At 61.5% G+C, this 22,733-nt stretch carries 24 protein-coding genes and 1 tRNA gene; 17 read left to right on the top strand and 8 right to left on the bottom strand.

Annotation, left to right across the window (positions count from 1 at the left end; genetic code table 11):
- Positions 1-11 precede the first annotated feature (11 nt).
- Genes KW842_RS15335 through KW842_RS15320 form a run of 4 tightly spaced genes read left to right on the top strand, consistent with a single transcriptional unit; the run spans position 12 to position 2,765 of the window.
- On the top strand, positions 12-917 hold the full coding sequence (locus tag KW842_RS15335; RefSeq protein WP_218304967.1) for a DMT family transporter: 906 nt from the start codon (positions 12-14) through the stop codon (positions 915-917).
- A 12-nt stretch (positions 918-929) separates the two neighbouring features.
- A complete protein-coding gene (locus KW842_RS15330; protein WP_218304966.1) occupies positions 930-1,313 on the top strand; it encodes a methylglyoxal synthase in 384 nt (127 codons plus the stop codon).
- 16 nt (positions 1,314-1,329) lie between these two features.
- The gene (locus tag KW842_RS15325; RefSeq protein WP_218304965.1) at positions 1,330-2,304 is read left to right on the top strand and encodes a quinone oxidoreductase; all 975 of its coding nucleotides are present in this window, start codon (positions 1,330-1,332) and stop codon (positions 2,302-2,304) included.
- Complete coding sequence (locus KW842_RS15320; protein ID WP_218304964.1) at positions 2,301-2,765, top strand: DUF6328 family protein; 465 nt, start codon at positions 2,301-2,303, stop codon at positions 2,763-2,765. The genes KW842_RS15325 and KW842_RS15320 overlap by 4 nt, the downstream gene beginning before the upstream one ends.
- On the opposite strand, the gene KW842_RS15315 is transcribed toward KW842_RS15320, so the two are convergent.
- Positions 2,762-3,436: a DUF4136 domain-containing protein gene (locus KW842_RS15315; protein ID WP_218304963.1), complete on the bottom strand. Its 675-nt coding sequence runs from the start codon at positions 3,434-3,436 to the stop codon at positions 2,762-2,764. The genes KW842_RS15320 and KW842_RS15315 overlap by 4 nt on opposite strands.
- A gap of 219 nt (positions 3,437-3,655) precedes the next feature.
- On the opposite strand from KW842_RS15315, the gene pepN reads away from it, so the two are divergent.
- From pepN to KW842_RS15285, 6 genes are all read left to right on the top strand, one after another.
- Positions 3,656-6,298: an aminopeptidase N gene (gene pepN, locus KW842_RS15310; RefSeq protein WP_218304962.1), complete on the top strand. Its 2,643-nt coding sequence runs from the start codon at positions 3,656-3,658 to the stop codon at positions 6,296-6,298.
- Positions 6,299-6,320: 22 nt separating this feature from the next.
- Complete coding sequence (locus KW842_RS15305) at positions 6,321-7,322, top strand: class 1 fructose-bisphosphatase (protein WP_218304961.1); 1,002 nt, start codon at positions 6,321-6,323, stop codon at positions 7,320-7,322.
- Positions 7,323-7,428: 106 nt separating this feature from the next.
- A tRNA-Thr gene (locus KW842_RS15300) sits at positions 7,429-7,504 on the top strand.
- A 284-nt stretch (positions 7,505-7,788) separates the two neighbouring features.
- Complete coding sequence (locus KW842_RS15295; RefSeq protein WP_218304960.1) at positions 7,789-8,481, top strand: response regulator transcription factor; 693 nt, start codon at positions 7,789-7,791, stop codon at positions 8,479-8,481.
- Positions 8,474-9,673, top strand: coding sequence for a HAMP domain-containing sensor histidine kinase (locus tag KW842_RS15290; protein ID WP_218304959.1), 1,200 nt, complete (start codon positions 8,474-8,476; stop codon positions 9,671-9,673). The genes KW842_RS15295 and KW842_RS15290 overlap by 8 nt, the downstream gene beginning before the upstream one ends.
- A gap of 55 nt (positions 9,674-9,728) precedes the next feature.
- On the top strand, positions 9,729-10,571 hold the full coding sequence (locus KW842_RS15285) for a PHB depolymerase family esterase (protein WP_218304958.1): 843 nt from the start codon (positions 9,729-9,731) through the stop codon (positions 10,569-10,571).
- Positions 10,572-10,664: 93 nt separating this feature from the next.
- Here KW842_RS15285 and KW842_RS15280 read toward each other — a convergent pair whose 3' ends face one another.
- Together KW842_RS15280 and KW842_RS15275 are read right to left on the bottom strand one after the other, a co-directional pair.
- Positions 10,665-11,249, bottom strand: a complete 585-nt coding sequence (locus KW842_RS15280; RefSeq protein ID WP_218304957.1) for a hemerythrin domain-containing protein — start codon at positions 11,247-11,249, stop codon at positions 10,665-10,667.
- Between the two features lie 104 nt (positions 11,250-11,353).
- Positions 11,354-12,406 carry an FUSC family protein gene (locus tag KW842_RS15275; RefSeq protein ID WP_218304956.1) on the bottom strand — a complete coding sequence of 351 codons (1,053 nt, stop codon included), beginning with the start codon at positions 12,404-12,406 and terminating at the stop codon, positions 11,354-11,356.
- A gap of 114 nt (positions 12,407-12,520) precedes the next feature.
- Here KW842_RS15275 and KW842_RS15270 point away from each other — a divergent pair, with 114 nt between their 5' ends.
- A complete protein-coding gene (locus tag KW842_RS15270; protein ID WP_218304955.1) occupies positions 12,521-13,408 on the top strand; it encodes a LysR family transcriptional regulator in 888 nt (295 codons plus the stop codon).
- On the opposite strand, the gene KW842_RS15265 is transcribed toward KW842_RS15270, so the two are convergent.
- Positions 13,386-14,348, bottom strand: coding sequence for a LysR substrate-binding domain-containing protein (locus tag KW842_RS15265; protein WP_218304954.1), 963 nt, complete (start codon positions 14,346-14,348; stop codon positions 13,386-13,388). The two genes, KW842_RS15270 and KW842_RS15265, sit on opposite strands and share 23 nt — an antisense overlap.
- A gap of 106 nt (positions 14,349-14,454) precedes the next feature.
- Here KW842_RS15265 and KW842_RS15260 point away from each other — a divergent pair, with 106 nt between their 5' ends.
- A complete protein-coding gene (locus tag KW842_RS15260) occupies positions 14,455-15,711 on the top strand; it encodes an aminotransferase class V-fold PLP-dependent enzyme (protein ID WP_218304953.1) in 1,257 nt (418 codons plus the stop codon).
- Here the strand turns inward: KW842_RS15260 and KW842_RS15255 are convergent.
- Positions 15,708-17,795 carry a TonB-dependent siderophore receptor gene (locus KW842_RS15255; protein ID WP_218304952.1) on the bottom strand — a complete coding sequence of 696 codons (2,088 nt, stop codon included), beginning with the start codon at positions 17,793-17,795 and terminating at the stop codon, positions 15,708-15,710. The genes KW842_RS15260 and KW842_RS15255 overlap by 4 nt on opposite strands.
- 86 nt (positions 17,796-17,881) lie before the next feature.
- Positions 17,882-18,226: a DUF2946 domain-containing protein gene (locus KW842_RS15250; RefSeq protein ID WP_218304951.1), complete on the bottom strand. Its 345-nt coding sequence runs from the start codon at positions 18,224-18,226 to the stop codon at positions 17,882-17,884.
- A 178-nt stretch (positions 18,227-18,404) separates the two neighbouring features.
- Between KW842_RS15250 and KW842_RS15245 the strand changes: the two genes are divergently transcribed.
- Positions 18,405-19,058 carry an energy transducer TonB gene (locus KW842_RS15245; RefSeq protein ID WP_218304950.1) on the top strand — a complete coding sequence of 218 codons (654 nt, stop codon included), beginning with the start codon at positions 18,405-18,407 and terminating at the stop codon, positions 19,056-19,058.
- A 3-nt stretch (positions 19,059-19,061) separates the two neighbouring features.
- Here the strand turns inward: KW842_RS15245 and KW842_RS15240 are convergent, their stop codons facing one another.
- Both KW842_RS15240 and KW842_RS15235 read right to left on the bottom strand, forming a co-directional pair.
- On the bottom strand, positions 19,062-19,247 hold the full coding sequence (locus KW842_RS15240; RefSeq protein WP_229223709.1) for a hypothetical protein: 186 nt from the start codon (positions 19,245-19,247) through the stop codon (positions 19,062-19,064).
- A gap of 43 nt (positions 19,248-19,290) precedes the next feature.
- Positions 19,291-19,716, bottom strand: a complete 426-nt coding sequence (locus KW842_RS15235; RefSeq protein ID WP_218304949.1) for a response regulator — start codon at positions 19,714-19,716, stop codon at positions 19,291-19,293.
- Positions 19,717-19,911: 195 nt separating this feature from the next.
- On the opposite strand from KW842_RS15235, the gene msrA reads away from it, so the two are divergent.
- From msrA to KW842_RS15215, 4 genes are all read left to right on the top strand, one after another.
- Complete coding sequence (gene msrA / locus KW842_RS15230; RefSeq protein ID WP_218304948.1) at positions 19,912-20,415, top strand: peptide-methionine (S)-S-oxide reductase MsrA; 504 nt, start codon at positions 19,912-19,914, stop codon at positions 20,413-20,415.
- A 107-nt stretch (positions 20,416-20,522) separates the two neighbouring features.
- On the top strand, positions 20,523-20,921 hold the full coding sequence (locus tag KW842_RS15225; RefSeq protein ID WP_218304947.1) for a DUF1842 domain-containing protein: 399 nt from the start codon (positions 20,523-20,525) through the stop codon (positions 20,919-20,921).
- 46 nt (positions 20,922-20,967) lie between these two features.
- Complete coding sequence (locus KW842_RS15220) at positions 20,968-21,981, top strand: cupin-like domain-containing protein (RefSeq protein ID WP_218304946.1); 1,014 nt, start codon at positions 20,968-20,970, stop codon at positions 21,979-21,981.
- A 14-nt stretch (positions 21,982-21,995) separates the two neighbouring features.
- The gene (locus KW842_RS15215; protein WP_218304945.1) at positions 21,996-22,730 is read left to right on the top strand and encodes a YoaK family protein; all 735 of its coding nucleotides are present in this window, start codon (positions 21,996-21,998) and stop codon (positions 22,728-22,730) included.
- Positions 22,731-22,733 lie beyond the last annotated feature (3 nt).

The raw sequence follows: 22,733 nt of genomic DNA, 5'->3' as shown, positions 1-22,733 counted from the left end.
ACAATTTGATTATGGACAAAAGCATCACACATGGCGCTCCGGCGCGGGCCGCTTATTTGGGTGGGTTGGGGATCGCCGTTGGCGGCGCGGTGTTGTTTTCTACCAAGGCCATTGTTGCCAAGCTGTTGTACCGATATCAGATCGACGCGGTGACGCTGATTGCTTTCCGCATGCTGTTCTCGCTGCCGGTGTTTGCCGCCGTCGCCATCTGGAAATCGCGCAACGCCGCGCCGCTGTCCAATAGCGACCGCTGGCGCATCGTCGGCCTTGGCCTGGTCGGCTACTATTTGTCCAGCTTTCTCGACTTCCTCGGACTGCAATACATCTCGGTCGGCCTGGAGCGGCTGATCCTGTTCCTCACGCCGACCTTCGTGCTGCTGATCAGCTCCACCGTGCTCAAGCACCGCATCAGCCGCAAGCAATGGATGGCGCTGCTGATTTCCTACCTCGGCATCGTGCTGGTGTTCCTGCATGACCTGCAGGGCGGTGGCAATGTCGCGCTCGGCGCGGCGCTGGTCACCGGCTCGGCCGCCGCCTACGCCGCCTATCTGCTGCTTTCCGGGGAAATGGTCAAGCGGCTTGGTTCGCTGCGGCTGGTGTCGTACGCGATGTGCGTCTCGACCGTCGCCTGCGTCGGCCAGTTCTTCCTGCTGCGGCCGGCCTCCGGCCTGCTGCAGCCGCTGCCGGTATATGGCCTGTCGCTGGTCAACGGCCTCCTGTGCACAGTGGCGCCGGTGTTCATGACCATGATCGCGGTGGAACGCATCGGCGCCGGCGTGGCCTCACAGGCTGGTATGATCGGCCCGGTTTCAACGTTGTTTCTGGGGGCGCTGCTGCTGGGCGAGCCCGTCACCTCCTGGCAACTGGGCGGCACCGCCCTGGTGTTGGCCGGGATCTATCTGCTGTCCAAAAAATAAAAGGGATCAAGAATGAAATTCCGCATCGCGCTGATTGCGCACGACAAGAAAAAAGACGACATGATCGCCCTGGCTGCCGAGTACAAGGCCTTTCTCTCCACCTGCGCGCTGACCGCCACCGGCACCACCGGCGGCCGCCTGATCAACGAGATCGGCCTGGAAGTCGACCGCAAGCACTCCGGCCCATTCGGCGGCGACTTGCAGATCGGCTCGCTGCTGGTCGAAGGCCAGATCGACTGCGTCATCTTCCTGCGCGACCCGATGACGCCGCAGCCGCACGAGCCGGACATCAACGCCCTGGTCCGCGCCTGCGACGTGCACAATACGCCGTGCGCGACCAACGTGGCGTCGGCACATCTGGTACTGTCTCAACTGCAGCAGCGCGCTGCACAATAATTATTGGAGGAAGGAAATGGTGAAGGCGATACGCATCAACCGCGTCGGCGGTCCCGAGGTGATGGAACTGGTGGAGGTCGACCTGCCGCCCCCCGGTCCCGGCGAAGTGCGCATGCGCCATGAAGCCATCGGCCTGAACTACATCGACGTCTATCACCGTACCGGCCTGTACCCGCAACCGATGCCCGGCGCGCTGGGCGTGGAAGGCGCCGGCGTGGTGGAAGAACTGGGCGAGGGCGTGACCGGCCTGCAAGTGGGCGACCGCGTGGCCTACGGTGGCCGTCCGCTGGGCGCCTATTCCGAAGCGCGCAACATCCCGGCCTCGCAGCTGCTGGTGCTGCCCAAGCAGATCGAATTCGACACCGCCGCCGCCATGATGCTGCAAGGGCTGACGGTGCAATACCTGTTTCACCGCACGGTGCCGCTGAAAGCCGGCGACACCATCCTGTTCCACGCGGCCGCTGGCGGCGTCGGCCTGATCGCCTGCCAGTGGGCGCGGGTGATGGGCGTCAACCTGATCGGCACGGTCGGCTCGGCAGAAAAGGCCGCGCTGGCGATTGAAAACGGCGCCAGCCACGTCATCAACTACAACACTGAAAACTTTACCGAGCGGGTGAAAGAGCTGACCGGCGGCAAAGGCGTTTCGGCGGTCTACGATTCGATCGGCAAGGACACCTTCATCGGCTCGCTGGATTGCTTGCAACCACTGGGTACCATGGTCAGCTTCGGCAATGCCTCCGGCCCGGTGCCGCCGTTCAGCCTGACGGAACTGGCCAGCCGTGGTTCGCTGTTCATCACCCGCCCATCGCTGATGGCTTACACCGCCAAGCGTGAGGACCTGGAAGCGATGGCCAGGTCGCTGTTTGGCGTGGTCAGCAGCGGCGAAGTGAAAATCGACATCCGCCAGCGCTATGCGCTGGCCGACGTGCAGCAGGCGCACCGAGATCTGGAGGCGCGCAAAACCACCGGCTCGACGATTTTGCTGCCATGAGCGAGGGTTCGGACTACGACGAGAACGGCAGGGAAGGGGACGGCGACTTCTCTGACATGCTGAGCGAAATGCGCATCCTGCTGCCGGGGGCGCAGATGCTGTCGGCGTTCCTGGTGATATTGCCGTTCAACTCAGGCTTCGCGCAGATCGTCCACATGGAAAAGCTGCTGTTCCTGGCGACCTTCTTCTTCGCGCTGACCAGCCTGGTGCTGCTGAGCGCGCCGGCGATCCAGCACCGCGTGATGCGGCCGCTGAAGGACCGCGTGCGCTTCAAGCGCATCGCCACGCGCCAGATCGTCGCCGGCGCGTTTGCGCTGGCGATCGCTCTGGTGCTGGGAACGGATCTGGTGATTTCGGAGGTGTTCGGCGCCACCATCGGCCTGCTTGCCGCCGGCCTGATGGCGCTGTTGATTGTGGTGTTCTGGTGGGTGATGCCAGTCTACCTGCGGCGTAAAATTTAGTTGACCTTTTGCGCCGGATTGGCGGCCTGCACCGAGTTGCTCTTCGGCTCCAGCGTGATGTCGATGGTGCGCGGCACGCCGTTTTCGCCAGGGAAACCGGTGAAGGCGCTCTGCACCAGGGCCGGCATCACGTAAGGCGTGGCCTGCACGCCGCTGGTGTTCTGCACCGTCACGTCATACAGCTTGCTGCCACTGGCGCTGTTGATGGTCACGCGCAGCTGGCGCTGGTATTGGTGCTTGATGCGCTCTTCCACACGGGTTGGACCGTAGAAGAATGGATCATAGTAGAACGGGCGATAGGCCCAGCGCGAATAGCCCCAGCCGTAACGGCCGTAGTAGCCCGGACCCCAGTACGGGCTCATGAATGGATCTTCCTGAATCACCCGCACTGGATGGTCGATGGTGAAGAATTTCATGCCGACGAGCAACTTGGGCTGCTGGCCGTCCGCCACTTGGTGGAAGCCCAGCTTGCCCAATTCTTTGGCAACCAGTAGCTGGTAATTGCGGTATTCCAGGGTGTCGTCCGCGCCTTGCGGCGCTTCGAACGCGAAGGATTTGTCCTGAATATCGGCCGGCCAGGCATTGAAGGCGGTCACATTGCTATGGATGGTGGTGGCGCAGCCGCTCAGCAGTAGTACGGCGGCGGCCGCCAGGGTGGCGAGATATTTCATGATAAAGCCCTCTCAGATAAGACGGTATTTTCCAGAGCTAAGTGTATGACGCACCCCTGGAGCTTGCACGATTATTACAGAATGTTACCGCATCGTGGAAAGTAGCAACTTACGGGTAGGTAATATGCCAAAGTAAAGATTGGCCGGAATGACAATTCCGCGCGTCTGCCCACGCCGTATTGGTAAAATATGCTTTTGTCCGTCCACCCAGAGCCTCCAATGCGCACAGACAGCAGCCCAACAACGATTTACCGCAAAGATTACACCCCGCCAGCCTATCTGGTAGACACCGTAGAACTGGGGTTCGACCTGGCCCCGGCCCGTACCGTGGTCGCCAATCGCATTCGCTTGCGCCACAATCCGGACTCCGCCAGTGCTGATATTGTGCTGCATGGAGAAGAAATCAAGCTGGTACAGGTCCGCCTGAACGGTACGCTGCTGAGCGCCAAGGACTACGAGCTGACCGAAGCCACGCTGACCATCCGCAACGCGCCGGCCGAAGTGGTGCTGGAAATCGAAACCCTGTGTGCGCCGATTGAAAACACCACGCTGTCCGGCCTGTACGTTTCCAACGGCAACTTCTTCACCCAGTGCGAAGCCGAAGGCTTCCGCCGCATCACCTTCTTCCCCGACCGTCCGGACGTGATGGCCAAGTACACCGTGATGCTGCGCGCTGACAAGGCCGCCTATCCGGTGCTGCTGTCCAACGGCAACCTGGTCGAGCAGGGCGACCTCGGCGATGGCCGCCACTACGCCAAATGGGAAGACCCGTTCAAAAAGCCGGCCTACCTGTTCGCGCTGGTCGCAGCCAAGCTGGTATGCCAGGAGGAGAAGTTCAAACTGGCTGACGGCCGTGAAGTGCTGCTGCAAGTGTGGGTGGAAGAGGGCAACCTCGACAAGACCGACTACGCCATGCAGTCGCTGAAAAACTCGATCCGCTGGGATGAGCAACGTTTCGGCCTGGAGCTGGACCTGGACCGCTTCATGATTGTCGCCGTGGGCGACTTCAACATGGGCGCGATGGAAAACAAGGGCCTCAACATCTTCAACACCAAGTTCGTGCTGGCCAACCCGCGCACTGCCACCGACATCGACTACGCCGGCATTGAAGCCGTGGTCGGCCACGAATACTTCCACAACTGGACCGGTAACCGCGTCACCTGCCGCGACTGGTTCCAGCTGTCGCTGAAAGAAGGCCTGACCGTGTTCCGCGACCAGGAATTCAGCGCCGACATGATCGGCACCGACACCGGCCGCGCCGTCACCCGTATCGACCAGGTGCGCACGCTGCGCCAGGCGCAGTTCCCGGAGGACGCCGGTCCGATGTCGCACCCGGTGCGTCCCGATTCCTTCGTCGAGATCAACAACTTCTACACGGTGACCGTCTACGAAAAAGGTGCAGAAGTGGTGCGCATGTACCAGACCCTGCTGGGCCGCGACGGCTTCCGCAAGGGCATGGACCTGTACTTCGAGCGCCACGACGGCCAGGCCGTCACCTGCGACGACTTCCGCGCCGCCATGGCTGACGCCAACGACCGCGACCTGAGCCAGTTCGAGCGCTGGTACTCGCAAGCCGGCACGCCAGTGGTGAGCGCGCGCACCCGCTACGACTCGGCCAAGGGTAACTTCGACATCATCCTGTCGCAGCGCGGCCAGCCGGAAAGCAAGCCCTTCCACATTCCAGTAGCGGTTGGCCTGCTGGACGCGCAAGGCAAGGACATGCCGCTGGCGCTGGAAAACGGCAAGCACGAAAAAGGCGCCACCACGGTGGTGTTGGAGCTGACGGAACAAGAGCAGATCTTCCGCTTCCGCAACGTCGACGCACGTCCTATCCCATCGATTCTGCGCGACTTCTCCGCGCCGGTGATCCTGCAGCACGACTACACCGACGACGAACTGCTGCATCTGTTTAACCACGACAGCGACCCGGTCAACCGCTGGGAAGCCGGCCAGCGCCTGGCGATGGAGCGCCTGCTGAAACTGACCTCGCAAGTGGCCTCGCATGGCGAGCACAATCTGAAGCTCGACCAGACCTTCATCAACGCCATGCGCACCGTGCTGACCGATGCAACGCTGGACCCGGCCTTCCGCGAACTGGCGCTGATCCTGCCATCGGAAACCATCATCGCCGAGCAGATGGACGTGGTCGATCCGCAAGCCATCTACACCGCACGCCAGTTCATGCGCCGCACCATCGGCGCCGCGCTGAAAACCGAACTGCTGACGCAATACCACGCCAACCAGACGCCGGGCGACTACAGCCCGGACGCGCTGTCAGCCGGCAAGCGCGCGCTGAAAAACCTGTGCCTGTCCTACCTGATGGTGGCGCCGGAAGCAGATGAGCTGAAGCTGGCGCAGCAACAGTTTGAAAGCGCCTCGAATATGACCGACCGCTCCGCCGCGCTGGTGGCGCTGATCCACAGCGGCGCGGACTCCGGCCCGTATCTGAGCGCGTTCTACAAGGACTTCGACAACGAAGCGCTGGTCATCGACAAATGGTTCGCCATGCAGGCCGCGGCGCCGACCACCAACGTGGCGGCGGTGCGCCAGCTGATGGAGCATCCGGCCTTCACGCTGAAAACCCCAAACCGCGCACGCGCGCTGATCTTCAACTTCACCAACGCCAACCCGTCGCAATTCCACGCGGCCGATGGCAGCGCCTACGAATTCTGGGCCGAATACGTGATCAAGCTGGACGCCATCAATCCGCAAGTGGCGGCCCGCCTGGCGCGTGCGATGGACCGCTGGCGCCGTTACGCGCCGGCGCTGCAGGCCAAGATGAAACAGGCGCTGGAAAAAGTCGCTGCGCAAAAGCTGTCGAACGATGTCTCAGAAGTGGTCACCAAGGCCCTCGCAAACTAATCACCATTAACCAAAGGCACACATGAAACGAGTTAGTCTTACTCAATACCTGGTGGAAGAACAACGCCAGCACAACACGATCCCGGCTGAACTGCGCCTGCTGATCGAAGTGGTTGCGCGCGCGTGCAAAACCATCAGCCACTCGGTAGGCAAGGGCGCGCTGGGCGAGGTGCTGGGCACCGCCGAAACCGAAAACATCCAGGGCGAAGTGCAGAAAAAACTGGACATCATCTCCAACGAAATCCTGTTGGAAGCGAACGAGTGGGGCGGCCACCTGGCGGCCATGGCATCGGAAGAAATGGAATCCATCCACCCGATTCCGAACCGCTATCCAAAAGGCGAATACATGCTGCTGTTCGACCCACTGGACGGCTCGTCGAACATCGACGTCAACGTCTCGATCGGCACCATCTTCTCGGTGCTGAAAGCGCCAGAAGGCATGGCCCAGCCGACCGAAGCCGACTTTATGCAGGCCGGCACCAAGCAGGTCGCCGCCGGCTACGCCGTGTACGGTCCGCAAACCATGCTGGTGCTCACCACCGGCAACGGTGTCAACTGCTTCACGCTGGATCGTGAAATGGGTTCGTGGGTGCTCACCCAGCGCAATATGCAGATCCCGGCCAAGACCAAGGAATTCGCGATCAATATGTCGAACCAGCGTCACTGGCATCCTCCGGTGCAGCGCTACATCAGCGAACTGCTGGCTGGCGACACCGGCCCGCGCGGCACCAACTTCAACATGCGCTGGATCGCCTCGATGGTGGCCGACGTGCACCGCATCCTGAATCGCGGCGGCATTTTCATGTACCCGGCCGATACCCGCGACACTTCCATGCCAGGCAAACTGCGCCTGATGTATGAAGCGAACCCGATGGCCTTCATCGTTGAGCAGGCGGGCGGCGCGGCCACCGACGGCAAGCAGCGCATCATGGACATCCAGCCGACCAAACTGCACCAGCGCGTGCCGGTGTTCCTGGGCTCGCGCGATGAGGTGGCGGTGGTGACAGGCTACCATCAAGGCTGATAAAGCCTCAAACCCGCACAAGGCAATGAAATAATTGCAACTAGACTAAAATTTATCGTTTTGGGGCTGGTTGGATGGAAGGTTCTTTGTTAGAATGCGGGTCGTCGCCGCTTTAGCTCAGTCGGTAGAGCAGTTCATTCGTAATGAAAAGGTCGCCAGTTCGATTCCGGCAAGCGGCACCAGGAATAAGCAAAAACCCGTTTTCCTCTCTGAGGAAAGCGGGTTTTTTGTTTTTTGCTCAAATATCAGCCGGGGGAATAAAGTCGATTCAATGATCTCATTCCAGCATTTCTTCTGCATCGGCGAGGCCCAGGTCGACATAAACGTTACCGCTGCCTTCTGCAACGGGAACGCCGTTAGCTATTCGGATCATGGTTGCTTGCTCCTTTCCAGCACCGCCGCAATGACTAACCGGGCCTGGATTAGCTGTTAGGATAGATGTTAAATTCGCCACTTCATGGTTTATATGACCCGCAGTTCCCTGACAATTTTGGTAGTGGAAGACCATCCGACGATCGCATGTCAGGTGGTGGAGTTTCTGGACGGCCTTAACTGGCAAGCCGATCACGCCGCCACTGGGGCGTTGGCCATCGAGTTGGCGACGCGTGAAGTGTATGATGTGGTGCTGCTCGATTTGAATCTGCCGGATCTGGATGGTCTGGAGGTGTGCCGCGCGATCAAGCAGAGGGCGCCGCGCAATGTGCCGGTGCTGATGCTCACTGCGCGTGATGCGTTCGAGGATAAGGCGCGTGGCTTCAATGAGGGCGCAGATGATTATCTGACCAAGCCTTTCGATCTGCGTGAACTGGCTTTGCGCTGTGAGGTGCTGGCGCGGCGCGGGCAATTGCACGTCAGGCAGGAGATGCAGCTTGGTCCGCTCACGCTGCTTCAGCGAGAGAAGCGCACGCTGTACAAGGATGCACCGGTCGCGCTGACGCACATCGGTTTCAAGATTCTGCTTGCAATGGCTAGCGCCTATCCCAACGCTGTATCGCGCTCCGCGCTCCTGCACGCATTATGGGGCGCGAACCCGCCTGACAGCGACGCGCTTAAATCGCACATTTACGCCTTGCGCAAGCAGTTGGAACAGGCCGGCGCGGCGAACATGATCGTGACGATTCCGCAGTTGGGTTATCGTCTGGCGCTGCCCGATGTTTAACTCGATCCGGCATGGCCTGTTTGCCGCACTGGCCGGGTTGACGATATTGATCTGCGTCTTTTATACCGGGCTGGCCCTGGTCATTTCGTATGTGACGGAAGATATGCTGGTCGATCGCCTGTTGGAGCGCGAGGCGTCGAGCATGGCGGTGCATTTCCGCGCGCATGGCGAGATCACATCACCGGGCAGTGATTTTATTCGCGCTTACCGCAGTGTGGATGCGCTGCCGCCGGTTGTGCGGGCGCAGGTCATCGCCGGTAAGGAGCGTGCGGAGATTGCTACCGACACCGGCCAGCACTATCATTTGCGCACGCTCGATCTGGCGACGCAGCGCATTTATCTGCTGGCGGATGTGCAACCGCTGCTGGTGGTGTCGAAGCTGTTTCAGGATGTCGGCGGATTTCTCACGGCGGTTGCCTTGGGCTTGATTGCGCTGGCGCTGTTGCTCGCGTATTGGCTGGCGCGGCGACTGGTGTCGCCGCTGCTGGTGCTGGCGGACGAGGTGCGAGGCCAGACGCCGGTGTTCAGCGCCGCGCAGCGGCGGGATGAAATCGGCTATCTGGCGCAGAAGCTGAACACGACGATCAATGAGCTGAAAGCGTCGCTGCACCGCGAGCATGCGTTCACACGGGATGTCAGCCATGAGTTGCGCACGCCGCTGACCGTGATGAACAATACGCTGACGCAGACGCAATCTCGTCCGCTCGCCTCGCAGGATATCGCTCAGTTGCAGGCCGGCCTGGCGGATATCGGCAATACCATTGATGTGCTGTTCGCGCTGGCGCGCGCTGAGCATATTGCTCAGGAGGTGATCGATCTACGTGGCTGTATCGAAGAAAGCCTGCTACGTGCTGGTGACTGGGATGAGGAGCGGCTGGTGCTTGATCTGCCAGAGCGTCTGCCCGTGACGGGAAACCGGCATTTGATACTGCTGCTCGTTAATAACTGTCTGGGTAATGCGCTGTTCCACGGCGGAGCGAATGTGCGGCTGGAGCTGACGTTCCGTGACGGCGTGATTGGCATCGTCAATTCTGTTGATGCCGGGCGCGCGGTAACGATGCAGGGCTTCCTGCATGGGCTGAATCTTTTGCAGCGGATTGCGAAGGCGATGCAGTGGGAGATCAGCTTCCATGCCAGCGAGACGGCGTACCGCGTCGATATCAAGCCAAGAAAACCGCTGGATTTCACCTAGGTTTCACCTCCGGTTTTTTATGCTGTGTACTCGTTTAACTTTTCGTGTACACGCTATGAAAATCCTGATCAGTTTCCTGACACTTGTCTGTTTCTGCCTGCCGGCGTTCGCGCAGGTGAAGTCGCTTGTTTATAAAGAGGAGAAGCGGCGCTATCTGGTTTATACGCCGCCTTCTTACGTGGACCAGCCGCAGAAGGCTTTTCCGCTGGTGTTTAATTTTCACGGCAGCGGCATGACAATGGCGGAGCAGATGCTGTACACGCAGATGAACCGCGCTGCGGACCGGCATCAGTTCATTGTCGTTTATCCGCTGGGGATCAAGCAGGATTGGAATGTCGGCTTTGGCATGTCGTATCTTGAAGGCAGTGACGACATTGGCTTTACCGAGGCGTTGCTGGCCAGGTTGAAGCAAGATTATCGCGTGGATGCCCAGCGTGTGTACGCGACTGGCTTGTCGCGCGGCGGTTTCTTCTCGATGCGGATCGCGGCCGAGTTGCCGCAGTTGTTTGCGGCCGTGGCGTCGGTCGGCGGGCCGATGCCGGAGCCGGTGATGCAGCACCATGCCAAGCCTGGGAATGTCGGCGTGATGCTGATTCATGGCACGGCGGATCAGGTGGTGGCGTATGGCGGCAAGACTGGCGGATATTTGTCCGCGCAGGATACTTTTCACTATTGGGTGAAGCAGAATGGCGTCACCGGTAGCGCAAGCCAGCGCGTTGATGGCGTCGAAGTGACGACCACGGAGCAGGGGAATGTGGCGTTGGTGACGGTGAAGGATGGCGGCCACACCTGGCCGGGCGCGGATCCGTTCAATGTCGGCCTGCCGATCGGGAAAACCACCCGCGATATCGACGCTAATGATGTGATGTGGCAGTTCTTCGCAAAACACCGGCGATAAAAAAATCCGGCGCGAGAGCCGGATTTTCTGAGGGCTGATGCAGATTACGACGATTTGATCAGGCCGGAGATGTAGGTCAGCGAAGCGGTGATTTTAGCTCGGGGCTGTTTTCCGCGTCAGCAGCGTGGCGGCAGTCAGGGCGCCCACCACACCGATGACCAGCGCGGCGGTGCTGCCGGAGAAGCCGACTGCGGTTTCCATGGCGATCTTGCCTGCCTTGGGACCGACCAGTTCCAGACGGCGCTTGGTCATGGCCACGCCCAGTTCACTCAGGCGGTCCTTGCCCAGCAAGCGCTCGGCGTGCGGCAGCAGTACCGTTTCCTCATCGGCGACGTGATGCATCACATCGCGCATCAGCTCTTGCAGCAGCTGGTCGTGGCGTACATCGCCTGCGGGCGTGCTGCGCAGTTCACTGATCAGGCGGCGCATCTCGTTATGTTCGGGGACGCTCTTCAGCAGTACCGGCTCATCGTTGTCGATGCCGCGCATGGCCGGATAGAAGATTTCTTCTTCCAGCGTGGCGTGAATTTCCAAAGCGTCGCAGATGGTTTCGGCCAGCGCTTTCTTGACTCGGGGCTTGGTGTCCGCCGTGTACTGATGGGAGGTGACCAGCACATGCGAATGATCGAAGCGGATCATGTCGGTAATGGTCGGGCTGAGGTTTTTGAATGCGAACATGGCGATGTCTCCTGGCTATATGGCTGGGAGGTTCATCTTATCGGCCATTTGGCGCTGACGGCGTAGGAGCACGCCGATTTGCCTGTCGGAGCGCTGCCCGCGTATCAGGCCTTGCTTTTGAAGCGCTCGGTCAGCGGCCACAGAATCAGCGTAGCGGCGATTGCGATGGCGCTGCCGAGCAGGTTGTTCTCCAGCCGCGCCAGTGCATAGTTGTATTCCAGCGCCGGCATCGCGTAGTCGGCCACCAGCACGAACGAGGGCGTCAGGAAGGCGACGAAGACGCTGTAGCCGACCGGACGCAGCGCCATCGTCAGGCCGATCAGCGGGAAGACGGCCAGCGCAATCTGCAGCGGCGTTAGTTCCAGCGCACCGATAGCGACGGCGATAAGGGTGCCGATCACCGTACCGATGGCGCGTTCAACGCTGCGCGGCAGTGTGCCGGCGGCGGACGGTTGCAGGATCAGCAGCACCGCCATGGTGGCCCAGTAGCCGCAAGGCAGTTGCAGGATATGGACGGTCAGGTAGGCCGCCGTGGTGGCGATGCCGAGCCGCAGCGCGAAGTGCACGCCATCGCTGGACAGCGAGGTATGGTCGCGCAGCTGGGCGAAGGCCGCACGCACGGTCTGCGTAGCGGCGTCGCGCCAGTGGTTGCTGTGGTAATCCGGTGCGAACGGGCGGATCTGCCAGATCACCATGCTCAAGGCGGTGGCGAACAGGCAGCCCAGCAGGTACAGCCCCAGGTAGGCCATGTCGCCCGATGCCGCCGATGGATGGTCGATCATCACCACGCAGGCGGTGGCCGCCAGGATCGCCACCTGATACGGGCGGTCGCCCCAGATGCGTGTCAGGCCGGCCATGGTGACGAAGATCAGGATGGCCAGCGCGCCTGCGGTCGCGCTCAGCGCCGCCGTGTAGGTGACCAGCACGCCGCCCAGCGTGGACAGCGCCGCGAACGACAGCATCGACGCCAGCCGGCTGCGCGCGGTGTCCGGCGCGGTGGCTAGCGAGGTCCAGAAGGCGCCGATGGCGGCCCAGGAGAAATCCGGCACGTTCAGCGCGCAGCCCACCAGCAGCATGATGGCGGAGGCCGAGGCCGCGCGCATCCCTTCCAGCAGGTTGGCTTTGGCGGCAGTGGTGGTGAGCAGGGTTTTGAACATATTGATAGATTAAGAGAGCGCAGCCCGCAAATCCAATATTTCGTGGTAGTCTCTTCAAGACGAAAAAGATATCGATACGCCGATTGTTGGCGTTTTTAAAGATAGGGAAAGAGTATGGAGTTTCGCCAGTTACGCTATTTTCTGGCCGTGGCAGAGCATCTGCATTTCACCGTGGCGGCGGAGCGGCTGGGCATGGCGCAGCCGCCTTTGAGCCAGCAAATCATCAAACTGGAGCGGGAGATAGGCACCAAGCTGTTTATCCGCCATCCGCGCCGGGTGGAGCTGACCGAGGCTGGCCTGATCTTCAAGGAGCGCGCTCAGCGCGTGCTGGAAGACGCCAACGACGCGCTGGAGCATGTGAAGATGGCGGCGCGCGGCGAGAGTGGCCATTTGTCGATCGGCTTTGCCGGTTCCACCGTATTCCATCCCACAGTGGCGCGGCTGCTGCGGCGCTTCCGCGAAGATTATCCGGGCGTGAAGATCCGCACCGAGGAAAGCAACGCGGCCGCGCTGGTCGGCAAGCTGGCGGACGCGCAGGTGGATTGCGCGATGATCCGCCTGCCGCTGGATTGTGGCGATGCGATTGTCACGCCGCTGCTGCAGGAGAAGATGATTGCGGTGCTGCCGAGCGGCCACTCGCTGGGCCGCCGCCGCACCATCGATCTGAAGCAGTTGGCTGGCGATCCCTTCATCCTGTATCCGCGCGCGATTGGACCGGAGCTGTATGACGCCATCATCAGCGCCTGCCACAAGGCGGGCTTTTCGCCCAAGATCGAAATGGAGTCGCCGCAGATATCGTCCGGCGTAAATATGGCTGCGGCGGGATTCGGCGTGGCCATCATTCCGGAATCGATAGGCCAGTTCCGCGCTGAAGGCGTGACCTATCAGGACATCAGCAACAAGGATCTCGGCACGGCGATTGCGCTGATTACACGGCCGCGCGAAAAATCAGTCACGGTGAATAACTTCCGTGAACTGGTCAGGGAGTTTCACCGGCGTTGAGATTGAAGCTGTGCAGCGGGTCGTGGCTGCCGCCGATGGCCTGTGACAGCGTGCGCATGTCCAGCTCCAGCCGCTTGCGCATTGCGCCCAGCATCTGCCGCACGAAGGCGGACGCGGGCTGGCCGGACGGCTGCACGGTCAGCGACGTGTAGGTCAGGCGTTCAGAGAACGGACGGAACTCCAGTCCCGCATGCAGGTAGTCGCAAGCCGTGATCGGGTTGACGATGGCGATACCGACCTTGTTGCGTACCAGTTCACACTGGCTGATAGTGAACGAGCACTCGACCGCCGTGCGCAACTCGACGCCGTGATGGCGGCAGATGCGATCCAGCCTCAGGCTGACACTGTCCTCCGGCGGCAGCGCGATCAGCGGGTACTTCGCCAGCATGGCCGGCGTGATGCGCTTATGGCGCGCCAGCGCGTGGCCCTGCGGCAGCGCCACTACGCCAAAGTAGTGGGCGAACAGTGTCGCCTCGATGCTGCGGGTGGAGACATCGTCCGCCACCACGCCCAGTTCGGCCTCGTTGGACAGGATGCGTCTACGTACGTCGGGCGAGCCCATAATCTGTAGTGATACCAATGCGCGTTCCCGCTCGTGGGTCAGATCTGCCAGCACGCGCGGCAGGAAGCCGACGCCCAAGCCTGGGAAGCTGGCGACGCGGATACGGTCAACGCCGAACTGGCGCAATGCGCGCAGGCGCTGCTCGATCACTTCCATGCCGACGAAATGCCGTTCTACCTCTGCCTGCAAGGCGCGTGCTTCCGGCGTTGCTTGCAGCTTGCCGCCGGTGCGCTGGAACAGCGCCAGTCCCGCCGTCTGTTCCAGCCGGCGCAGCGACTGGCTGACCGCTGGTTGCGTCAGATTCATCAGGCGGGCGGCCTTGGTGGCCGAACCAGTGGTCATCACAACACGAAAGATCTCTATTTCGCGATTCAGCATGGCGTCACCTTATAACAAATATTTATGGGATGATAAATCATGCAACGTGCATTGTCTCGGCTTCTCTTTATACTGGTCTGCAACATCAACTTCGGGAGTGGCGGACATGGAAGGATTTCAGGCGGGGAGGCGCAAGCTGCTGGGCGCGGCGGCGGGATGGACGGCGTTGACGGCAACTGCCGCGCCGCTGACTTTACCTTCCGGCGGCATCGACTGGGAGACGGTCGCGCAGAGCTACGACGTCGCCACGGATTTCACCAATCTGGAAAACGCCTACTACGGCATCATGCCACGCGCGCTGCTCGAAGAGTTCAAGCGCAATATGGATTACCTGAACCGCTATAACTCCCATCATCTGCGCCAGCAATTCGACCGCGCCGGGATGGAGCAGTTGCGCGTGCAACTGGCCGCGCACGCCGGCGTAGCGCCGGAGGAGCTGGCGATCACGCGCGGCGCCACCGAGTCGCTGCAAAACCTGATTTGCAATTACAAGCTGCTGAAGCACGGCGACGGCGTCATGTACGCCAATCTGGATTACGACGCCATGAAGTATGCGATGAACGATGTGGCGCAGCGGCATGGTGCGACCGTAACGCAGGTGCTGCTGCCGGATCAGCTGACTCGCCAGCTCGCCATCGAGTCCTACGACAAGGCGCTGCGCGAACATCCGCGCACCAGGCTGCTGCTGCTCACGCACATCAACCACCGCACCGGCTTTGTGCTGCCAGTGGCGGACATCGTCAACATCGCCAAGGCTCGCGGCGTCGATGTGATTGCCGATGTGGCGCAGTCCTGGGGCCTACTGGACTTCAAGCTGCCCGACCTGGGCGCGGACTTCGTCGGCGCCAATCTGCACAAATGGGTGGGTGGACCGCTGGGCACCGGCTTCCTCTACATCCGCAAGGAGCGGCTGGCCGACATCGGCGTCGAGCGCGGTGACGAGGACTATCCTGCCAGTGACATCCGCTCACGCGTTCACTCCGGCACCGTGAATGTGGCCGCGCTGATGACCATCCCGGCCACGCTCAAGCTGCACGAGGAGATCGGCCTGGTCAATCGCGGCAATCGCCTGGGCGGTCTGCGCGACCATTGGGTACACCAGCTGCGCGGTGACCAGCGCGTGCAGATCATGACGCCGGACGAGGCGGGCAGCTACGGTGCCGTCACCTCGTTCCGGCTGACGGGGCGCACCAGCTTTGAGCAGAACGTGGCGCTGGCCAAGCGCCTGCTGGAACAATACCGCATCTTCACCGTGGCTCGTCCCGGCCCGGCGGGTGGCGCCTGCATCCGCGTCACCCCGAGCCTGTTCACGCGCACTGCGGACCTCGACAAGCTGGTTGCCGCGATCCGCGCGATCGCCTAGAAGCTGTGGCGGAGTTGTAGCTCGTAGCGGCGATCCGCGCCGAGCAGCCATTGCGTGGTGTTGTAGTAGGAGGTCTGCGCGTAGCGCTTGTCGAACACGTTGAAGCCGCGTGCGGTCAGCGAGGTGCGGCTGGCAAGCTGCCAGCGCAGCCCGAGGTCGACGGTGGTGTAGGCCGGCATCTTCAGCGTGTTGGCACTGTCGGTATTGCGTTCGCCGACGTAGTGTGCGCTGGCCAGTACCGTCCAATGCGGAGCGATGCTGTAGCTGCCGAAGATGTTCGCCATGCGTTCCGGGACGTTGGCCGGTGTGTTGCCTGCTCGGGAAACCAGCTTGCCGCCGCTGCTTTCGTTGAAGTCATCGTACTCCGCGCGCAGCACGGTGGCGTTGGCTTCGACGCGCCATTGCGGGCCATCGCTGAATACTACCGATGCTTCCACCCCGCGCGACGATTGCTGGCCCACCTGGATGCTGCGGGTGATGTTGGCCGGGTCGCGCGTCAGCAGATTATTCTTGACGATGCGGTAGGCGGACAAAGTCCACTCGCCATTCCCGTTCCAGAACACTTGCTTGGCGCCTGCTTCCAGCTGCTTGCCTTTGGCTAGATCGAAGGCGGCGCGGCTGGTGTTGGTGAACAGCAGCGGACCGAGCGGATCGTGTGCCACCGAGTATTGCGCGTAGAGCGAAGTCTGGTCATTCAATGCGCGCACCGCACCCAGGCGGTAGCCGGTGTTGTTGAAGGTTTTCTCAAACGATGCCGACGGCGTGACCAGGTCGCGCTTCTCGACTTCGTCGCGGTCGTAGCGCAAGCCGGCCACCAGCGACAGCTTGTCGTCCAGCTGCAAGCGGTCTTCCATGAAGCCAGCGTACTGCCGCGCCTTGACCTGGTATTTGAGATAGGTCGGGTCAGTGCTGAAGAAAGTACCCGGCGCCGGATTGTCGATATCCACCACGCTGCTGCCGGAGTAGGGCGAGTTGTTGGTGTGGCCGAAGCGGCTGCGGTTGAACTCCACACCGCCGGAGAAGGTATTGCGCATGCCGAACAGCTGTCCTTCGATGGTGGCCACGGTCATATTGCCGGTCTGTTCCTGGTTGTGGCGGATCTCGGTGTAGTCGCTGCGCGCGATCTGCGAGGTGCCGGGCAGCCAGTCGTAGTTTTCGGCGTTGCGCCATTGACGGCGGCTGCGGATGTGGTACAGCGTGCTGCTGATGGATACGCCATCGGCCGGCTGCCAGTGCAGGGCGGCACTGGTTTGCTGATCGCGGTACTGGATCGTGCCATCGGCCACGTTGTAGTTTTTGTCGTAGGTGCGTGGGGAGAATTGGCCGTCGATCAGCGGCACGCCGAAGTAGCGCATCGGGTGCTGGTTGCTTTGCGCGTGCGACAGCGTGACGTTGAGTGTCGGGCTGATGTCGTAGCGCAGCGCGGCGGAGATATTGGTGTCGCGCGAATCACCACGCTCCACCCAGTTGTCGCTGCGGTTGCCGCTGACGTCCAGCCGGTACGACAGCTGCTCGCTGATGCCGCCGCCGCTGCCCAAGCCATAGCGCTGGGTGTCATGGCTGCCGATGCCCAGCATGATCTCGTTCTGTATCGCGCCTGCGCTTGGCTTGCGCGGGATGATGTTGACCACGCCGCCGATCGCCCCCGCGCCGTAGATCACCGAGGCGGGACCGCGCAGCACTTCAATGCGCTCCACCGACCAGGTGTCGAAAGGGAAGGACAGCGCGCCGCTGCCGTATTGCTTCATGCCGTCATACAGTTGCGTGACCGAAGCCAGGTCGGTAAAGCCGCGCGCGGCCAGCGCCGAGCCGCCGTTGCCTGGATGCGGGAAGACACTCAGTCCGGCGGCCCGGCTGAGTGCATCCATGATGCGGGCATCGCCACGGTCGACCAGTTGCGCGCGGTTGATGCTTTCGGTGCTGGCCGGCGTTTCCAGCGCGGTCAGACCGAGATTGCTGCCGGTGCTGGTGGCGCGTTCCAGGCTGGTTTGCTGGGCGCCCTTGATATCAACGGTAGGCAGGACGATGTCGTCCGCGCAGGCGTTGAACGCTGCGGCGGCGAATAAAACAGGATAGATTTTCATGATCAGTTTCGTTGAGTGCCGCTTGCAGCGGCGATGCAATGCACCCGGACGCATAGCGCGTCAAGGCGATGAAGCACAGCTAAAACTCAGACGAAAGCAGGTGGCGCGCGCGGATTCGCCGTGGACCAGGCGAACAGCGGCTGCGGCGAGTGATAGAACAGCGAAGGGAAGATTTGCGCGCCAGCTTCCAGCGGGAAGTGCCACGCGGATGGCGGCGGCAGCGAAGGCGGCGTCGCATGCGCGGCGCAATACGGACAATGCTCAAACGCGTGTACGATGGTGTCCGACAGCGACTTGGTCTTCATCGGCTGTGGGCCGTTAATGCTACACATCTCCAGCCCCGGAATCTGCGCCGCCGCCGACACCGCATGCGAAACGGACGGTGCGATAGCACTGAACAGGAGCGCCAGGATGGCGATCCACAAGTGCAAGACATTCCGTTTATCCGATAAGCGCATCTGGCAATTATAACCATTGCCAAAAGACCTTGCTGCGACGCCTCCGTCAAAACATAAGCTGGATCATGCGAAGTTGGCCATGATGCGTCCTTGCGGATGAGTTGCGTTGGATTTTATAACACCCGCCGCCGGAGCGCGCTATCATCGCGGCATGAACAAGAAATTGCTTGCGCTTGCCGCTGTCGCCATTATTTTCGCTGTGATCAATCTTGGCAGCCGCGCCGCCCAGTCGGGGCAGCGGGCGCCCTTCGATGCACTGCTGACGCCGGCCAGCTGCGCCCAGCCGCAATGGCCAGCCGAAGCCCGCCGCTATGAAATCACCGGCGCCACCACCATCCGCTTTGAAATTGGCAAGGACGGCAAAGTGTTGCGTCCGTTTGTAACCAAGGGCAGCGGCTGGAAGATTCTCGATGACGCTGCCGTTGACGGCATCGCGCGCTGCGCGTTCCAGCCCAACCTGAAGGAAGCGGGCAAGGGCCAGTCCTTCCCGCTGCAATATGTGTGGAAATTCAGCGATGCGCCGGCGGTGCGGCCGCTGCTGGTGAAGGATAGTTGCCAGCCGTCCGAGCGCTTCGCCGGCTTCCGCGAGGCCGATGCGCGGCCGAGTGGCGCCGATGGCGTGCTGATGCGTTTCCTGCTGAACGCCGAAGGCGCCCCGGTGCGCGTGGTGGCGGAAGCGAATGGACAGGCCCAGGAGCTGCTGGTACAGGCGCAAGCCTATCTGCAAAGCTGCCGCTTTGCCTACGATTTGCAACAGAAAGGCGAACGCACCGACACCGCGTTCGGCCGGGTGCTGCTGAGATAAAGATTAGCGCAGATCGCCGGCGCGGCGCCGTTCCGGCTCGTTCAGCACGCGGGCGATGACCGCCAGCGGCAAGCCCGCGTCTTCCAGGAATAGGGCGGCGGCTTCACGCCCTTGCTTGGCTTGCATGGCGATGCCGGCGTTCACGGCGATCGCCTTGTCACGGTCGGGGCGTGTGCGTCTTTCGATCATGATGACACCTCCTGTCTGGCCTCAGACAGTATCACAAAAGCAATTACACCGCGTCGTCGGCGAGGGCTGCGGTGCACAGCTGTTCCCGCTTCAGCAGGGCGTTGCGCACCGCCGCCAGAATGCGATCCAGGTTGGCAGGCTTGATGACGTGCTCGTCGAAGCCGGTATCGGTCACGCGCTGGCGGGTGACCACGTCGCCCCAGGCGGTGAAGGCGATCAGCGCCACATGATCGTAGTCCGGCACGGCGCGCAGCGCTGCGGCCACCTGGTAGCCGTCCATGCCCGGCATGCCGAGGTCGAGCAGCACCGCGTGCGGCTGGAAAGTGCGCACGGCTTCCAGGCCGGGCAGGCCGGCATAGGCGACTGCAGTGCGGTAGCCATGCAGCTCTAATAGCTCAGCCGAGATATCGGCCGCTTCACTATTGTCGTCTACGACTAAAATACGTTGGATAGCAGTGGTCTGGTCCATGATATGTGAACGAAAAAGGGGTAACGTTCGGCTGGGTCCAGGCCGGAGAATGAGGAGCGCGACAAACTAGAGGGCACGCAGGCGGAAGCTGAATGGCTTTCCTAATGACAATTATAGTGGGATTTCGGCTGTTTGCTTGAAGAAATGTGTAGCTGTCTCCAAATTGTGTAAGAACATTTATGGAAAGGAATGATTATGACGAACACGACAGAGAAGGCCATCCTGGCCGGTGGTTGTTTTTGGGGCATGCAGGATCTGATCCGTAAGATCCCCGGCATCGTCGGGACGCGGGTCGGCTATAGCGGCGGCGATGTGCCGAATGCCACTTATCGCAACCATGGCAGCCACGCCGAGGCGATCGAGATCGTGTTCGATCCGGCCGTGATCAGCTATCGCAAGATACTGGAATTCTTCTTCCAGATTCATGACCCGAGCACCCGCAACCGCCAGGGCAACGATATCGGCACCAGTTATCGTTCTGCTATTTTTTACGCCAGCGACCAGCAGAAGGCGACCGCCGAAGATACCATCGCCGACGTCAACGCATCCGGACTGTGGCCGGGCAAAGTCGCCACCGAGCTGGCGCCGGAAGGCCCGTTCTGGGAGGCGGAACCGGAGCACCAGGACTATCTGGAGCGCATCCCCAACGGCTACACCTGCCATTACATCCGCCCAGACTGGGTTTTGCCCAAGCGGTAAAGTCTTTATTAAACAGTCACTTATAAAATAGAAGGTATTCGGAAGGAAAATTTTCGGCGGCAAATCTACAGTGCAGACCTGTTTCACATCTACACTTTAGGAGTGCCATGAGTCAGTTATTTGCCGCCGTCTACGAAATCCACAGCGCCACCCTTGGCCGCCCTTCCTTGCTCCTCAACCTGGTGGTCAACCGGGTGAACGGCAGCGTGGTCGGCACCGCCACCGTGGCCACCGTGCTCGGCGAGCGCTACGAAATGTCGGTGCGCGGCCACCATATGGAAGTTGATGGTAGTGAATCTTTGCAAGCCATCGTCCTGGCTGGCACGCCGCCGATTTTTGCCGTGCAGGAGGAGCAGCCAAGCTCTTTCCAGGCGCTCATGGTATTGCCTACCGCCAATAGAGATGGGCAGACTTATTTCAAGATGAGCTTGGGTAAAGTTCAGCCGCGCGTCATCGATGTACGGGACGGCGTCGCCCGCGCAGTGTTGCCGGAGACGATATACTAAGATATCGTTAAGCCTGAACCAGTCATGATGGGAAAGGCAACACAGTATGGATCGTCAGGACGCCACGCCGGCCATCGAGGTCAATGATTCCTGGCGCGGCTGGGTAGCCGAAAACCTGGTCCGGGGCGGACATCCCCAGCAGCTGGCCGATATCATGGTGCAATCCGGCATTGCCGCCGACATGGCGCGCGCCGAGGTGGAGGCGGCGTTGAGCAGTCCTTACCTGGGCGGCGCCGCGCGCCTGAACAACCGGCTGGCCAAACGCGATTGGGTGCTGGGCATCCAGTCGCGCCTGAATAAACTCGCGCCAGCCGAGGTGCCGCGCCGCGAACGCCTGTCCGGCGACGATTTCCTGCAGCAATACTATAGCCGCAATCTGCCAGTCATCATCACCGGTATGCTGGACGATGCTCCGGCGCGCAGCAAGTGGAGCTTCGATTACCTCGCCTCACTGCTGGGCGAGCGCGAAGTCGAGGTGCAATTCGGCCGCAACGCCGACGCCGACTATGAGCAGAACAGTGCGGCCCACCGCCGCCGCATGCCGTTTGCCGACTACGTGGCGCTGGTGCGCGAGGCTGGCGTCACCAACGATTTCTACATGACCGCCAATAACGACGCCCATAACCAGGGCCCGTTGGGCGAACTGATGGCCGACCTGCCGCCGCTGGCCGAATATCTGAGGCAGCCCGGCGGCTTCTTCTGGTTCGGCCCGGCCGGCACCATCACGCCGTTTCACCATGACCTGACCAATAACTTCATGCTGCAGATCGCCGGCCGCAAGCGGGTGCGGCTGATCGCCCCGTGCGACACGCCCAAGGTCTACAACCAGCGCCACTGCTTCTCCGAGGTCGATGGCCGGGAGATCGACTTGCAGCGCTTTCCGCAAATGGCCGGCGTGACGGTGACCGATTGCGTACTGGAACCTGGCGAGATCCTGTTCCTGCCGGTCGGCTGGTGGCATTTCGTCGAGGCACTGGATATCACCATCACCGTTTCCACCACCCACTTCAAGTGGGACAATGATTTCTATAGCGATTACCCACGCAACCAGGACTTCTGACACGGGAGACGCCCATGCCCATGCACTACCTGCGCAGCTACGCCAGCCCGCAACGCGACGACCTCGGCAACCGCCGCCTGGGCCGCTCGCTGGCCTTCGTGGCCGGGGCGGTCAACGCCGGCGGCTTCTTTGCGGTAGGCGAGTACACCTCGCATATGTCGGGCGTGGTGTCGGCGCTGGCCGACAATCTGGCACTGGGCAAGACCACGCTGCTGTTTGCCGGGCTGGGTTCGCTGCTGGCCTTCTTCCTCGGTGCGGCCACCTCGGCCATCCTGATCAACTGGGGCCGGCGGCGCGAAGCACACAGCCGCTATGCGCTGCCGTTGATGCTGGAAGCGGCGCTGCTGCTGGTGTTCGGGCTGATGGGCGCCAGGCTGGCGGCGCACGGCCATATTGCCGCCACCGTGGCGCTGCTGTGCTTTGTCATGGGACTGCAAAACGCCATCGTCAGCAAGGCCTCGCGCTCTGAAATCCGCACCACCCACGTCACCGGGCTGGTGACCGATATCGGCATCGAACTGGGCAAGCTGTTTTACTGGAACCGCGACCATGCCGCTGGCGGCCGCGTCACCGCCGACCGCCAGCGGCTGGCGCTGCTTAGCTCGCTGCTGGCGATGTTCCTGGCTGGTGGCCTGGCGGGAGCATTCGGTTTCCAGCTGCTGGGTTTCAGCGCCACCGTACCGCTGGCGTTTGCGCTGGTATTGCTGGCTGTTGTTCCGCTGTTGGATGATGTGCGAAGGGGCAACTAGTGT

Origin of the sequence: Duganella sp. sic0402 (assembly GCF_019219065.1) — a bacterium.
In the GTDB taxonomy this organism is placed as follows: domain Bacteria; phylum Pseudomonadota; class Gammaproteobacteria; order Burkholderiales; family Burkholderiaceae_D; genus Rugamonas.
This window is presented reverse-complemented; position numbering and strand designations above follow the sequence as displayed.